The organism is Sutterella faecalis (genome assembly GCF_006337085.1).
GTDB lineage: Bacteria > Pseudomonadota > Gammaproteobacteria > Burkholderiales > Burkholderiaceae_F > Sutterella > Sutterella faecalis.
The window spans coordinates 1,574,730-1,590,193 of record NZ_CP040882.1 but is presented as its reverse complement, the minus strand read 5'-3'; the positions used below and the strand labels follow the sequence as shown (position 1 = coordinate 1,590,193).

The following is a 15,464-nucleotide window of genomic DNA, read 5'->3' as shown; positions in this document are numbered from 1 at the left end:
CAAATTTCGAGAGCAGGTTTTCGGGTTAGGGTTTGCCCTTAGCGAAGATTTATTGATGGTATGAGTGATGGTACAAAAATTAAAACACTCATAACTCATTGATATTTAAAGTGCATTCGGTGCTCTTCTCCGGCACCAGATTCCAGATAAAGCCGTGAAAGGCAGTGCGTAATGTACTGATCTTCACGGCTTTTTCTTTTAGGTTCGTGCCGCACGGTGCAATCCAATGCATCCAAGCGCATCATTTATAAGCCCGCGCAAAAGCCCTACCGGTAAAACTCGGCGGGGCTTTCTCGTTTTAAAGCCCTACCGAAAACTACGAAGCCCCCCGAACGATTCGAGGGGCTTCGCTGTCTTTAAAAGAGGCTCTGGAGCTACTTGGTCGTGCCGGCAGCGGAGGTGCCGCCGCCGAGTTTTTCACTCATGGCTTCGGAGAGCTTGTTGAGAAGAATGCCGCCAACGGAGGCTGCGCTCACGCCTTCTGCGGAGAACTTGCCGTTCTCGTAGCGGACGTTTTCAAGCGTTACCTTGTCGGGAATCTTCTCGCTGTATTTCTCGATCTTCTGAGCCGTTTTGTCCTTGCCGGTGAGGGAGGAAATCAGAGAGGCAATGCCGGCGATTTCCTTTACGGCCGCAACCTGCTTTTGTGCAGGCTGATCGATTTCAGCTTTGGCGACGACGAGGTGAATGGGTTCTGTTGTTTCAACCTCGAGCCCTGTCAAAGACGCCTTCTTCCAGCTCATGAGGCCGGTGCCCTTGCTGTTCGTAAGGTCGAGCGTCGAGAGGGAAAGATCTCCCTTCCAGCCGGCGATGGTCTTCTCTTTCTGAGCGGCAAGCGTCATGCGTCCGGACGCATCGAAAGTGCCGGACTTGGCGCCGATCCCGGCGTAGCCCGTCATGAGGGACGAGAAAGGCTTCAGACCGATCTTGGCGCCCTTGACTTCGATATCAGCCGCAACCGGAGAGATGCCGAATTTGCCCGCAGCGTTGAGACTGCCGCCGCCCAGGCCGGTTGAGAAATCAACCGTGCCGAGACTCCCCTTTGCAGAAGAAAGATTCTTGACCGTCAGGTTGAGCTTCGGAATGGATGCCGTGCCGACGGGGCTGATGCTTTCGTCGCGATAGTTGATCGTACCGTTGGTGATGGAGGCCTGAGCGACCTTCCATGCCCAGGCGGGCGAGCTGGCTTCAGTTTTGCTGCCGGACTTGGCTTCCGTCTGGGTCTTTGACCCCGATTCGGCGCCGGCAAGCTTTGCGAAGTTGATGCCCGATTTCGTCATGACGGCATTGATGACGGGGCTCGCGAGCGAGACGAGCGCTACATCGGCAGAGCGCTTCGAGGTGTCGACGGAATTGAGCTTCAGAGTTGCCGTCTTGAAGGAAGCGAGCGTTGTCTTTCCTTCCTTCAGCGTGAAGTCGTTCAGAGTGGCCGTGCCTGATGCCGCAACATCCGAACCCTTCAGATCCGCTTTGACGTCAAAGGCAACACCTGCTCTCACGTCTGCACCGAGCGCTTTCGTGATGTAGGGCGCGGCGGCATTGAGTGAAAGCCTCGTGCCCTTGGCTGCGGCGGAGACGGCAAGGGGCGAAATCTGAGCGGTGCCGGAGCTTTCGATTCTGCCGCCCAGAAGTTCAGCCGAAACCGAGAAATTGCCAGGTTTCTGCGCGTCCGAGGAGAGGTTCTTCACGGACGCATCGAGATTCGCAACGGTAATTTTTGCGGCCGGCGAAAGCGTGGAGTCAGTCCAGGAAATATGGGCATCGCGAAGCGAGGCGGCAACCACCTTCCAGGTCCAGGGCGAGGTGGAAGACTCAGCAGGCGCGGCCTCTTTCTTGGCCTTGGTCCCGGCTTCCGATGCCCCTCCGGAAGCGCTTTCAGCGGCCGCAAGCAGGTTGATGCCGGCCTTGGAATTCTTCACGTCGAGCCTGAGCCCCGTAAGCGTCAGGTTCTCAACGACGGCGCGCTGGTCGACGAGATCAACCTCGTTGAGGTTGAGCTCGGCTTTGGGGAGCGTGACGATCGGAGCGCCTTTCTGGGTAACGGAAACGTTTGCGAGAGAGGTCGTTCCCGAAAGCAGCATCTTTGCCGGATTCCCGCCCGTCGGATTGCGGAAGACGAAGGTGAGGTCGGAAGAAAGCTTCGCATCTGCGACGCGCAGATTGTCGGAATTGAGCGCCGGAACGATGCGCGCGAGTTCGGCCACGTCGAGGGCCGACACTCTGAAGTTGAGGCGGGCTTCGAGCGTTGTGCCGAAGGGCTTCGTTGACCCTGTCGCCTCAATCTGGGAGCCGTTCAGCTTAAAAGTGAGTTCCGGCGTTACGAGACTTTCCGATGCGCTTTCCATCGTGGAGACGAAGGGGAGCTTCAGCGTAAGGTCGGTGAGCGCCTGATTGATTTTCTGCGCGTCGTCGCGGTAGCGAACCGAACTGTTTGTAACGGCAATGTTGTAGACCGCAAACTGAGGCAGCCCTCCGGAGGCTTCGCTCTTCTTTTCAGAAGCCGCACTTCCGGATTTGTCTGATGTCTCGGTTTTGCCCATCAGCCGTTCGACATCCTTGCGGTTCTTTTCATTCATGACGGCATTGACGCGAAGGCCGTCAATCGTGATCTCCTCAATGACGGGAGCGAGCTTGAAAAGCGTTTGAATCGAGGCGTCGACGCGCAGGAGGTCGAGCTTGAGGAGCGGGTCGCTGCCTGCTTCCGGGATTGAGAGTCCCTTCAGCTCATAAACGAGCGTCCAGGGATTGAAGGAAACGTCGGAAAGCGTTACAGCGCGGCCGAGCTCCTTGGAAACCACTTTTTCAAGAACGGCGCGCGTGGCATAGGGAACGCCGATATAGCCTGCGCCGGCGTATAGCGCTACGGCAACCGCCGCGGCGCATGCGGTGAATTTGAGGACTTTCGCCATAGAGAATTCCTGTTTCGGTAGGGATATGTCTTTAGAACATTATCGATCCGGGGAGAAGAACGGGCTAGATTCAAACATTTGCTCGCAATTTGCATAGGGCTTCAGGCTGAGGCGTTGTTTACCGAAAGAGCCTTTAGCACGTTTGAATCGCTAGCGGCTCTAGGACATTTACGAATAGAAGGGGGCGGCAAGTCTTCGTAGCATGCAATAAGGACCCACTAAAACATTGCGCATTTCCAAAACAAAAATAGAAAGCGCAAGGAGAACAAAATGACCCTGTCCGTCTCACGCCGCGCCCTGATGAAGGGTGCGGGCGCGGGCTTTGCTGCCGCGCTTTTCCAGCCTGCCGTCCGTGCAGCCGCCGTCGAGGAAGCTCAGAGCGACTGGTCCGGCTGGACTATCTGCGATTCCTGCAACCATATGCCGATGTGCGGCATCCATTTCAAGGCGCGCGGCAATACCGTGATCCGCATTGAAAATTGGAACGAACATCCGAATCACTTTCTCTGCTCGAAGGGCATCTCGACGCTCCAGAGGCTCTATAACCCCAATCGCCTTCTTTACCCGATGAAGCGTACGGCGCCTAAGGGCGCGGCGGATCCGGGCTGGGTGCGCATCAGCTGGGACGAAGCGATCAAGACGATCGCCGAGAAGCTCAATGCCGTGAAGGCAAAGAACGGCGCCGACCGCGTGCTCTTTTATTGCGGCGATCCGAAGGAGCCGCGTCCTCCCGTCATGCGTCTCGCACGCTATTTCGGGAGCCCCAATTACTGCTGCGAAAGTTCGGTCGCCTGCAACCTGGCTTACGTGCATGCGCTTGAGCTCTCTTACGGCGCTGAGATCGCGGGTGGTCCGAGCCCGAAGACGAAGTGCTGCATGATCGTCGGCAAGAACGGCTCCTGGGCTTCGCCCCACGGATTCTTCAGGAATCTCCTCGCGCAGAAGGCGCGCGGTCTGAAGCTCATCGTGTCTGATCCGCGCCGCACGAAGGTGGCCGAACAGGCTGACATTCATCTGCAGGTGAAGCCCGGCACCGACGGCGCCCTGGCCTGGGGCATGATCCGAGTTCTCGTGAAGGAAGGACTCGTGAAGCGCGAGTTCGTCGACAAGTGGTGCACGGGCTATGAAGAGCTCGTCAAATACTGCGAAGCCTTTACGCCCGAGTATGTTGAAAAGGAAACCGGCGTTCCGGCCGACGACGTCGTGAAGGCGGCCCGCATGTTCGCGGACGGCCCCTCCTCGATGATGCTCCCCGGGCAGTCGATTCCGCATCAGGGGAACGGCTGCAACAACGTGCGCGCGTATTCGCTCCTCATGGCGCTCACCGGAAACGTCGACAATGCCGGCGGCTCGACCTTCAACAACTGGCCCGAGGACTACATCCGCTGGGACGAAGGCTATACGAAGACCTTCATTGATCAGGCCTGGTTCAATGAGCCCGAACAGAAGGCGCGCCGCATCGACCGCGAATTCGCTCCCGTCTGGAACGAAATGCAGGTGCTCTGCAGCCCCAACAAGCTCCCCGAAATGGTGGAAGCGGGCCGCATCAAGGCATTTGCCGGCTTCGGCACGAACCTTCTCATCTGGCCGAGCCCGGCGGAGTATCAGGAAGCGATCAGAAAGCTCGACTTCTCGTTCGCAACCGATTACTTCTATCGCGACGAGACCCACCATGACATGGATCTGGTGCTTCCGGCCGCAATGAACTTCGAGCGCTATGCGCCCTTCGGCGTCCATGGGCGCGCCGTGAGTGCAAGAAAGCCCGTGAAGCCTTTGGGCGAAGCCTGGGAAGACTGGAAGATCGCGCTCACGATCGGCGCGGCCGTGACGGGCGACAGCGACCTCTTCTTCGGCGGCGACCCGGTGAAGGCCTGCGATTCGATTCTGAATGGCTGGGGCACGAGCTATGCGGAGCGTCAGGCAATGCTTCCGGCGGTGAAGCCCTGCGAATGGTTCCCGAAGCCCGCAACGGAAAAATACGCGAAGGGCATTCTGCGCTTTGACGGCAAACCCGGCTTCAGGACGCCTTCCGGAAAGATCGAGTTCGTGTCGTCTGTGCAGGCGAAGCACGGCTTCCCCGGACTTCCCGTCTACGAAAAGGCTCCGCAGCCGACGGAAAAGTACCCGCTGAAGCTCTTGAACGGCACGCGCCGCCCCTACATTACGCACTCGAAGACGAGAAGCGATCAGCCGTATCTCCTCGAACTCGAGCCCGAGTCCTACATCAACATGCATCCGGCCGATGCCGCAAGCCGCAATCTCGTGGAAGGCGACAAGGTCTGGATTATTTCTCCCTACTCGAAGGACAAGGTCCGCGCCCGCGTGCGCGTCACGATCCTTGCGAGAAAAGGCTTGGTCGATGCCCAGTACGGCTGGCGCGGAGACCAGGAAACCCAGGGTCTTATTCCGAGAAAGGGCTGGGACCCGATTTCGGGCTACCCCTGCTGCAACGACGTCTGCGTTGAAGTCGTCAAGGCTGATGTGGCGAATAACGCCTGATGGAGGAGAAAGACATGTCGAGCTACGGAATCATTGTCAATATCGACAAGTGCGTGGGCTGCCATGCCTGCGCCATTGCCTGCAAGGAAGAGAATCAGGTGGCGCCCGGGATCTTTTATGAAAAGATCCAGAGGCTTGAAGACGTGAAGGCAAACGTCATCAACTACTTCCGCGCTTCCTGCCAGCACTGCGACAACCCTGCCTGCATGAAGGTTTGTCCTGCCAAGGCGATCCATAAGGGTCCTGCGGGCGAGGTGCTGGTTGACGAGGAAAAATGCATCGGCTGCCAGATGTGCGCGAGAGTCTGCCCCTACGGCGTGCCGCAGTTCAATACTTCAGGCGTCACCAACTACTTCGGCGGCAAGGCGCCGCTCGCCGTTCGCGACCTCGAACCCTGGCAGAAGCATAAGGCCGGGCGCGCGGAACACTGCACGCTCTGCACGCACCGCACGTCGAAGGGTCTCAAGCCCGCCTGCGTCGAAGCCTGCGGCATCGGGGCGATGACGCTCGTCGACTACGAGTCGCCCACGCCCGAAATGGAAAAACTCATTGCCAGAGCGAAGGCGATGAACGTGAAGGCGGGAACAAAGCCCAAGATCCGCTACATCGCGACCCATATGGATGTGGAGTCCTATGAGCTGAAGCTCTGAGCTCTTGTTCTCAAGGCATAGCAGAACGGCCGCCCGGGAGAAAATCCTTTCGGGCGGCCGTTTTCTTCTTGGGTTCGGGAGAGCGCTGCCGGTCAGGAGAGCGCCTGATGAATGCCGTCGAGCAGGTCGGCAACATCGAGATAGGGGCCGGCATCTTTCCCGCGCGCGCGGATGGCTTCCGTGATCGCCGGGATAAGCGGAGCGGCGTGCGTCTGATAGAAGCTGAGCCCCGTTCGTACGTCGCCGCGGAGCGCCGATACTGCGAGGAACCCGAGCATAAGCCCGAGATGGTCTTCGGGAACAACGGAGCCGCCGGCGAGCTCGAGACCGGCATCTTCATAAATCCGGCGGCATTCCAGCTCTGCACCCTGGCAGAGGAGATGCTGCGCGCTCGTCCATGCGCTCTCGCAAAGCGGAATGGTTTTCTCGCCTACGCCGAGGAAAAGCTTCGCGTAGGCTTGCGCGAGCTGAAGGTCGCTTCCCGGCGTGCCGGCTGCGATTTCGTCGAGCCGGTTTCGGGAAGTCTGGGGGAGGCTGCCTCCGGCTTCCAGTATCGCTTCGGCTGCGTGGGGCAGCTGGGCGGCGGCGCCAAGCGTTTCGGGCTGCAGGAAGAGAAGCGCCAGGGCGTCAAAGGCAGGCTGAAGCGCGGAAAAGGTGTTTTCTGTAGGCATCGGGGTCTTCTTTGGAAGAGAAATCGGGGAACTCAGAAGGAAAGCGAATCAAAAGCATGTTGAGACGCCGCTTAATCCTAGCAATCCTCAGCGCCGGCATAGAGCCATGGGAGCGGAAAAGCCGGGTATCCGATAGGTTCCGGCCCCAATATGCAAAAACCGCGGCGTACCTGGAGCACGTCGCGGTTTTCTAAAAAATTGGTGGAGGCGGCGGGAGTTGAACCCGCGTCCGAAAATCGTTTTCTGGCGGATCTACATGCGTAGCCGAATGATTTGGATCTCGACAGCCGTTTTGCCAATCGGCGGGCCAGCGGCTGCCCAGTCATCTAAGTTTCGGAACGCCGTTGACGACAGCCGGCGAACCTAGGCTTTGTAATTTGATGCTGCTGCAGGTTGCCCTGCCTGACCCAAAGTCAAATCAGTGCAGCATCCCGCGGGATTAAGCCGCGAGAGCGAAACGCTTGTTGTTGGCGTTTAATTGATTGCAGCGGATTTACGAGGTGACTGCACCTCGGCATGCACCGGACAGCGTCAGTATCCTCGTCGAAACCAAGGCGCCCCCGGATGTGGTGACGCGAATCATACCCTGAAGGCGCCCGGTGGTGCAGGAATGGTCTGAAACGCAAAGTAACCGAGAGGTGTTTACACAACAAATCAACGCCCCTCGGGTCCAGTTCACCGCCGCAGCATCCAGGACATCAGGTCGGCAGGGGTCCTGGCAGCGCATTCATAGAGCTGAGCGTCCGGAAGTTCCTGCTGGCAGCCCCAGGCAACAAAGGCGAAGGGCATGCGTGCGGCTTGAGCGGCAAGTGCATCCTTGGTGTTGTCGCCCGCATAAAGCGTTCTTTCTGCCGGAATCCCGGTTTTTCTAAGTGCCAGGAGAAGCGAATCCGGGGCGGGCTTCAGTTTTGTACCTTCGGGACCGAGGCCGATCACGACTTCCATGAAATCCGCAAGATCGAGGTCCCGGCAGACCTTGTCGGCAAGTTCCTGCGGCTTATTCGTGACGACGCCCATGGGAACGCGCATTTCCCGCAGCGCTTCGAGAAGCTCGCGGATGCCAGGGAAGAGCGGCGAATGCGATACGCCGCGTGCGGCGTAGTTCCTGAGAAACTCGAGCCGCATGGCGGCGTATTCCGGATCCGTCGTTTCCATATTGAATGCGGATTTGAGGAGCTTCGGCGCACCGTGGCCCGCGGGTTCTCGCAGGCATTCGAGCGGCAGCGGTTCGAGCCCTCGTGCAATGCGCATGTCGTTGACGGCGCCTCCAAGATCGGGTGCAGTATCGACGAGCGTTCCGTCAAGATCGAAAAGGAAAAGGCCGGGCTGCATGATTTGCCTATAAAGGAAAGCCCCTGCCTAAAGACAGGGGCTTTGTTGCGATCAGCCTACAGATGCATCGGGCATCTGAGGAAGATTACATAGCCGGACGGGAGCCGACAACTTCAACGACGGCGCGGCGGTTGGGCTGCAGGCAGTCAACGAGCGCGCGGAAGTTCTTGATCTGACCGGCCTTGGAGGGGTTCGGGCAGTTGACGACGGGGTCAGCGGAGCCCTTGCCTTCGGTCTTGATCAGAGCGGCATCAACACCCTTCTGAACGAGGTAGGCCTTGACGGCGTCGGCACGACGCTGCGAGAGCTTCTCGTTGTAGGCGGCCTTGCCGAGGCGGTCGGCGTAGCCGGTCGAGAGGATGACTTCGATGTCAACGCCGGCGATGCGGGAGACGAGGTCGTCAAGGACGGCCTGGCCTTCGGGCTTGAGCGTGGCGCGGTCGAAGTTGAAGAGCATGTCGGCCGAGAAGGTCACCTTTTCAGCGGACTTCGTGGCAACCGGGGCTTCAACCGCGGTGCAGGCCTGCTTGTCGAGGATGTCGGCATCGCAAGCGCAGCCGGCGCCGTCAACGCCCATCGCCTCGGCGAGAGCCGGGGTCCAGAAGCCGGTGCGCCAGCAGAGGTCGGTGCTGTTCTTCACGATCTGGCCGGAGGAGGAGTGAACATAGGGGTTCACGGTCTCAGCGGCAGAAGCATTGAAGGAAGCAGCGAGAAGAAGAGCGGCGGCAATGCCGCAAAGCTTCGCGGAAGTCTTCATTTGAGGATCCTTTTAGGAAACAGGACGAGGAAGAATGCCTGTCCTTCTTTAGACGGCACTGACTGGTCATCCCGCAGTGGGAAATCAAGCTGCCCTTCGACTGCTCCATGGATTTCAGAGCAGCTGATAGGGTCAGCATGGGAATAGTTTTGAGTATTGCCCATTATAGACAAAGCGTCCGGTGCGGCTTTGCGTTGAGATCAGTACGCAAAGCTTTGCTCCCCGGAGATTGATGCCTCTTTGTCGCCCGACAAAAGGGTTTGACGACGACCAAGAGGCTGAAACGGCATATCAAATTCGACTTTGCCACTTGGCGGCAAGCGACTGGGCTCTTTCAAGCGCCGCGGGGTCAGGGTAGATCGTTTTCGCCCTCTTTTCCATGATGAGGCTGCCGTCCACCCAGGTATGCGTAATGCATTCGCGTCCGGCCGAATAGAGAATCTGTGCGGCAGGATCCTGGACGGGAAGCGATTCCGGAGTGCTGAGACTAATGGCAAACATGTCGGCAGCCTTGCCTTTCTCAAGCGAGCCGATTTCCTGGTCCCACTTGAGCGCGCGGGCGCCCCCGAGGGTTGCGGCTTCGAGCATGTCGAAGACGGGGGCGGCCGTGGGATCGCCCGCAACGGCCTTGGCAAGCATGGCTGCGAGCCGCGTTTCGCCGAGCATGTCGAGCTTGTCGTTGCTTGCGGCGCCGTCGGTGCCGATGCCGAGATTGATGCCCGCGGCGAGGAACTTCGCGATCGGGGCGAAACCCGAGGCGAGCTTCAGGTTGGAGCACGGGCAGTGGCAGACGCTCGCGCGGGCTGCCGCCATCGCGCGGATGTCGTCGTCATTTGCGTGAACGCTGTGAACGGCAATCAGGCGGTCGTTGAGAAGGCCGCAGCGGCTGAGACGTTCGATCGGACGCTCGCCGTGGTCGCGCAGACTGTCGGCGACTTCGCCCGCTGTTTCATTCACGTGCATGTGAATCGGAACGCCGTAGCGGTCTGAAATCGCCGCGCAGGCCTTGAGGGAATCATCCGACACCGTATAGGGCGCATGGGGCGCAATGGTTGCATGAATAAACCGGTCGCCCTCAAATTCGCGGATCAGCGCTTCGGATTTTTCAAGGTATTCGGCGTCGTTCTTCGCCCAGGCGGAAGGAAAGCCGATCACGATGCCGGAAACCGCACAGCGCAGCCCCGCCGAGCGCAGACCTTCGGCGGCGGCCTTCGGGAAGAAGTAGTGGTCGGACGTGGTCGTGACGCCCCCCGCTGTCATTTCGAGGCCGGCGAGCCAGGAGCCTTCGCGCACGAATTCCGGACTCATGAGCTTCCCTTCGGCGGGCCAGATCTTCTTCGTGAGCCAGTCCATGAGAGGAAGGTCGGCGCCAAGGCCCCGAACGAGATTCATGGCGGCATGCGAATGAAGATTCACGAAGCCCGGGAGAAGCGCGCTCGAGGGAAGAGAAACGACTTCCGGGGCGCTGTATTTCGTGTGCGCTTCGGAAATCGGGAGCAGATCGATGATCCGGCCGTCAGCAATCACCACGGACGTGTTTTCAAGAATGACGCCCTTCGGGGCGACAGGAATGACCCAGCGGGCCTCAATGATCGTATCTGCGTTGAGCACTTCTTATCTCTTGCAACGAAAGGGAAGCCGCAACCGGAGCGACGGCGGCGTGCGGTCTTTGAAAAGGCCTCGTGATCGTTCGCCCGTGCGGGATGGAAAGAGGATGGAAGCTGATAAAATACCTCGTTTCTGATATTGCCGCAGGCGGCCGGCTCCCGCATGCATGCCCGAGATTGCGCATGCGGTGGAGCCCGAGAGGCGCCCGCGGCCTTTTGTGCGCTTTTTGAGGCGCATCTCTAACAGGTGAGCTGATGGACGAAGACAAGAAGAACGAGGGTGAGGCGATCAACGAAGAGGAAGGTCAGCCCGAAGGGTCCTCCCCGACCTCGGGCGATGCCATTGCCCAGGAGCTTCTCCCGGTAGCCATTGAGAACGAGATGCGCCAGTCGTATCTCGACTACGCAATGAGCGTCATCGTCGGGCGCGCGCTTCCTGATGTTCGCGACGGCCTGAAGCCCGTGCACCGCCGCGTGCTTTACGCGATGAAGGAAATCGGGAATGTCTGGAATTCGCCCACGAAGAAGGCCGCCCGCGTGGTGGGTGAAGTGCTCGGTAAATTCCACCCGCACGGCGACAGCGCGGCGTATCAGACGATTGTCCGCATGGCGCAGGATTTCTCCATGCGCTATCCGCTCATCTACGGTCAGGGCAACTTCGGCTCGATCGACGGCGACAGCGCGGCGGCCATGCGTTATACGGAAGTCCGCCTCATGAAGATTGCCGAGGAAATGCTCGCCGATCTTCATGAAGATACCGTCGACTACATTCCGAACTTCGACAATTCCGAAATGGAGCCCGTGGTTCTGCCCACGCGTCTCCCGGAGCTGCTCGTCAACGGCTCCTCTGGCATTGCGGTCGGCATGGCGACCAACATTCCGCCTCATAACCTCCGGGAAACCATCGACGCCTGCGTTCACGCCCTTGAGCACCCCGACTGCACGATTGACGAACTGATCCGCCGCATGCCCGCGCCTGATTTTCCGACGGGCGGCATCGTTTTCGGCATCAGCGGCGTTCACGAGGGCTACCGCACCGGCCGGGGACGCGTGCTCATGCGCGCGCGCACGCACCTTGAGGAGTTCGGCAACGGCCGCACCCGCATTGTGGTCGACGAGATCCCCTACATGGTCAATAAGCGCGTTCTTTATGAACGCATGCATGAGCTCTGGCGCGAGAAGAAGCTCGAGGGCATTTCGGAAATGCGCGACGAATCGACGCGCCAGATCCGCATTGCAATCGACCTGAAGATGGGCGCCATGCCGGAGGTTGTGCTCAACAACCTCTTTAAGAACACCCAGATGCAGGAAAGCTTCGGCATGAACATGGTCGCGCTCGTTGACGGCCAGCCGATGCTTCTCAATCTGAAGCAGATGATCACCTATTTCCTCGCGCATCGCCGCGAGGTGGTCACGCGCCGTACGGTCTTCCGTCTGAGAAAGAGCCGGGAAGCCGGCCATATCCTTGCCGGTCAGGCGATTGCACTCGCCAATATCGACGAATTCATTCGCCTCATTCGTGCTGCGAAGACCGTTGAGGAAGCGCAGACTTCGCTCATGAACCGCGGCTGGCCGCTCGGATTTGCAAAGGACATTACGGAGCGGGCCCTGAGCTACGGGCGCGACGCCGATCCCGAGGGACTCGAACCTTCGCGGGGACTGCAGCCCGACGGGCTCTACTATCTCACGAAGACGCAGGTCGACAATATTCTGTCGATGAACCTGCGCCGCCTCACGGGGCTTGAGCGCGAAAAGATCATTGGCGACTATTCGGCCATGATGGAGCGCATCTTTGATCTCATTGACATTCTGAGAAAGCCCGAACGCGTGACTGCGATCATCCGCGAGGAGCTTCTTGCGATTCGCGAAGCCTATGGCGACGAACGCCGTTCGACCGTGGATCTCGAGGGCGACCCCAACTTCAATAAGCGCGATCTGATTCCGCGCCGCGACATGGTGGTGTCGATCACCCGCGGCGGCTACGTGAAGAGTCAGGAGCTCTCCGACTACAACGCCCAGAAGCGCGGCGGCAGCGGCAGAAACGTTCAGGCGACCGTGGCTGACGATGCGATTGAAAAGCTCTTCATCGCCAATACCCACGACATCATTCTCTGCTTCTCGACCCTGGGCCAGGTATACGGCATCGACGTCTTTGATCTCCCCGAAGGGAAGGCAAGCTCGAGGGGCCGTCCGATCGTGAATCTCCTTCCGCTCGACGAAGGGGAGAAAATCAGCTTCATCCTGCCGATCCAGGGCTTTGACGATGAGAAGTTCGTGCTCTTCGCGACCAATAAGGGCATCGTGAAGCGCTCGAGACTTTCTGAATTCGCGGGTGCCGTTCGTCTGCAGCAGGGCGTGCGCGCCATGAACTTTGATGAAGGCGAGCATCTGATCGGCGTTTCGCTCACATCGGGCGAAGACGACGTCTTCCTCTTCAATACGGACGGCTTCTGCGCGAGGTTCAAGGAAACCGACGCCCGCGTTATGGGACGCGCTGCGCACGGCGTGCGCGGCATCCGCCTTGCCGAAGGGCAGAGCGTGGTCGCGCTGGCGACGTGTGCGGATACGGAGAAATTCGTGCTGACCGCCACTTCGAAGGGCTTCGGAAAGCTGACGGCTATTCCCGATTTCCCCGCGAACAGACGCGGCGGCAAGGGGCGGATTGCCATCCGCACCTCAGAGGAGAATGGCTCTCTCGTCGCGGCGCTCATCGTGACGCCGGAGGACGACATCATGCTCCTTTCGACGGGCGGCAAGGTGGTCCGCACCCGGGCGGGCGAAATCCCGGTGAGAGGACGCAGAACGAAGGGCGTGATTCTGATCCGCATGGGCGAAGATACGCTTGCAACGATCGAGCGCATCGACCGCACGGGCGAAGAGGATGAGGACGAGGTGACGCATCTCGAGATCGAGAATGTCCCTGATGACGATGCTTCGGAAGAAGAAGAGTCTGAGGAGCTCGACAACGATGAGGCTGAAGACTCCGACGAGGACGAGAAGTCCGATGCCGGCGACGAAGCCGGCAAACTGAAGCCCTGATCCAACATGCGCTCAATGCTCAAGCCCGGTCCGCACGCCGGGCTTGAGTCTGATGGGAGATCCCAATGAAACGGCCTTTCAATTTCGCTCCCGGTCCGGCGATGCTGCCCGAACCGGTGCTCACGCGAATCCAGTCGGAGCTCCTTGACTACCAGGGGCTCGGCTTTTCAATTCTCGAAGCCGGCCACCGCGGACCGCAGGTCGCTGAGATCATGCGGAGTCTGAAGGCCCGGATCCGTTCGCTTCTCAAGGTGCCCGACAATTACGACATCCTCTTCTGCCAGGGGGGCGGGCGCATGCAGTTCTCCATGGTGCCCATGAATCTTCTGGGCGCGGGGACGCTCTCCACCTACATCATCACGGGAGCATGGAGCAAGGCGGCCGCAAAGGAAGCACTCCGGTTCGGGCGAGTTCAGACGGCTTATTCCGGTTCGGGCACGCGGGCGCCCGCTAATGAAGAGCTCGAAGTTCTCCCAGAATCGAGCTACTGCGCCTATTGCGACAATGAAACCATTCACGGCGTGGAATTCCCTGCGACGCCGATGCTGACGGATGCGCCCGATGTGCCGCTTGTTGCGGACATGTCGAGCAACTTCATGACCAGACCCGTGGATGTCAGCCGCTTCGGCCTCATCTGGGCTGCCGCGCAGAAGAATTTCGGCATTGCCGGTCTGTCGATTGTGATTCTTCGGCGGGATCTCCTCGGCCTCGCTACTGCCGAAGTGCCCACGCTCCTCAATTACGGGGTCTACAGCCGCACCGAGAGCGTTCCCAATACGCCGCCCGTCTTTCAGCTCTATGTGGCGAACCTCATGGCCGAGTGGATCGAAAATGAGGGCGGGCTCGAGAAGCTCAATGCCCGGGCGCTCGTTCGCGCGTCGCAACTCTACACCGTTATCGCAGAACTTCCCGATACGTATGTCTCTCATGTCGCCGAAGGCTCGAGAAGTCGCGTCAACGTGGTCTTCCGGCTTCGTGATGAAGCCCTCACGAGCGTATTCGTGAAGGAAGCCGCGGCAGCGGGCTTCATTAATCTGGCCGGCCACCGGTCCGTGGGCGGCATCCGGGCATCCATGTACAACGCCATGCCGATTGAAGGGGCAGTGAAGCTTGCCGATTTCATGAGGGACTTTGCCGTCCGCCATCCGGCTAAAACGAAGATCGTCGTTCCGGCATAAAGACCGGAAGACAAGTGATTTATAAGCGAGAGAGAAACAATGACCGTACCAGTGATCACCATTGACGGACCGGCCGCGAGCGGCAAGGGCACGATTGCCGAACGAGCAGCCAATGCGCTCGGCTTTCATTATCTCGACAGCGGCGCGCTCTATCGGCTTGCCGCACTCGCGTCCCTTGAGGCCGGAATTGATCTCTCGGACGGGCCAGCAGCGGAAGCGGTCGCTAGAAATCTGAAGCCCGTTTTCCGTGATTCGCGCATCTGGCTCGAGGGCCGCGATGTGACGGAAGCCATCCGCACGGAAAAAGTGGGGGTTGCCGCTTCTCAGGTGGCGGCCATCCCGGGCGTCAGAAAAGCGCTCTTCGACCTCCAGAGAAATGCGGCTCAGGCACCCGGACTGGTTGCGGACGGTCGCGATATGGGGACGGTGGTGTTCCCTGAGGCGCCATTAAAGATCTTCATGACGGCGTCTGCTGCGGTGCGGGCCGAGCGGCGCGCTAAGCAGCTGGAGGCGAGAGGGCTCAAAGCCGACCGCGAGGCATTGACGCGCGACCTTGAGGAGCGCGATCGGCGCGACCGCGAGCGGGCGGCAGCGCCCCTGAAGCCCGCAGAGGATGCGAAGCTTCTCGATACATCCGACATGACGATTGAAGAAGTCGTTAAAAAAGTGCTCGACTGGTGGCAACTTGCGCGCTAAGTTGCTGTAACATAAACGTTTCCTTCGGGTGTTGTCCTGATCAACGGACGGCCGCCCGAATTTTTCCATCAACTCCGCCCGTTCCGGGTCTTAGAGACCTGAGAATGCGGCGTGCTTCAAAACATT

At 59.4% G+C, this 15,464-nt stretch carries 10 protein-coding genes and 1 other RNA gene; 5 read left to right on the top strand and 6 right to left on the bottom strand.

What is annotated here, in order from left to right:
- Nucleotides 1-374: 374 nt before the first annotated feature.
- Complete coding sequence (locus FG381_RS06450; protein ID WP_139688052.1) at nt 375-2,909, bottom strand: DUF748 domain-containing protein; 2,535 nt, start codon at nt 2,907-2,909, stop codon at nt 375-377.
- Between the two features lie 270 nt (nt 2,910-3,179).
- Here FG381_RS06450 and FG381_RS06445 point away from each other — a divergent pair, with 270 nt between their 5' ends.
- Nucleotides 3,180-5,408, top strand: a complete 2,229-nt coding sequence (locus tag FG381_RS06445; RefSeq protein ID WP_139688051.1) for a molybdopterin-containing oxidoreductase family protein — start codon at nt 3,180-3,182, stop codon at nt 5,406-5,408.
- A gap of 14 nt (nt 5,409-5,422) precedes the next feature.
- Entirely contained in the window at nt 5,423-6,058 is a 636-nt protein-coding gene (locus tag FG381_RS06440; protein ID WP_139688050.1) for a 4Fe-4S dicluster domain-containing protein, read from the top strand.
- A 92-nt stretch (nt 6,059-6,150) separates the two neighbouring features.
- On the opposite strand, the gene FG381_RS06435 is transcribed toward FG381_RS06440, so the two are convergent.
- The 5 genes from FG381_RS06435 to FG381_RS06415 all read right to left on the bottom strand — a co-directional run bounded on the left by FG381_RS06435 (nt 6,151) and on the right by FG381_RS06415 (nt 10,429).
- Nucleotides 6,151-6,729 (bottom strand): TorD/DmsD family molecular chaperone, encoded by a 579-nt coding sequence (locus FG381_RS06435; protein ID WP_139688049.1) that lies wholly within the window; start codon nt 6,727-6,729, stop codon nt 6,151-6,153.
- A 199-nt stretch (nt 6,730-6,928) separates the two neighbouring features.
- Nucleotides 6,929-7,291: a transfer-messenger RNA gene (gene ssrA, locus FG381_RS06430) on the bottom strand.
- A gap of 113 nt (nt 7,292-7,404) precedes the next feature.
- A complete protein-coding gene (locus FG381_RS06425) occupies nt 7,405-8,061 on the bottom strand; it encodes an HAD family hydrolase (protein WP_139688048.1) in 657 nt (218 codons plus the stop codon).
- A gap of 85 nt (nt 8,062-8,146) precedes the next feature.
- Complete coding sequence (locus FG381_RS06420; RefSeq protein WP_139688047.1) at nt 8,147-8,818, bottom strand: OmpA family protein; 672 nt, start codon at nt 8,816-8,818, stop codon at nt 8,147-8,149.
- A gap of 291 nt (nt 8,819-9,109) precedes the next feature.
- Nucleotides 9,110-10,429: a TRZ/ATZ family hydrolase gene (locus tag FG381_RS06415; RefSeq protein ID WP_139688046.1), complete on the bottom strand. Its 1,320-nt coding sequence runs from the start codon at nt 10,427-10,429 to the stop codon at nt 9,110-9,112.
- Nucleotides 10,430-10,806: 377 nt separating this feature from the next.
- Between FG381_RS06415 and gyrA the strand changes: the two genes are divergently transcribed.
- From gyrA to cmk, 3 genes are all read left to right on the top strand, one after another.
- A complete protein-coding gene (gene gyrA / locus FG381_RS06410) occupies nt 10,807-13,464 on the top strand; it encodes a DNA gyrase subunit A (RefSeq protein ID WP_374042052.1) in 2,658 nt (885 codons plus the stop codon).
- Between the two features lie 65 nt (nt 13,465-13,529).
- Nucleotides 13,530-14,642: a 3-phosphoserine/phosphohydroxythreonine transaminase gene (gene serC, locus FG381_RS06405; RefSeq protein WP_139688044.1), complete on the top strand. Its 1,113-nt coding sequence runs from the start codon at nt 13,530-13,532 to the stop codon at nt 14,640-14,642.
- A gap of 39 nt (nt 14,643-14,681) precedes the next feature.
- Nucleotides 14,682-15,338: a (d)CMP kinase gene (gene cmk / locus FG381_RS06400; protein WP_139688043.1), complete on the top strand. Its 657-nt coding sequence runs from the start codon at nt 14,682-14,684 to the stop codon at nt 15,336-15,338.
- Nucleotides 15,339-15,464 lie beyond the last annotated feature (126 nt).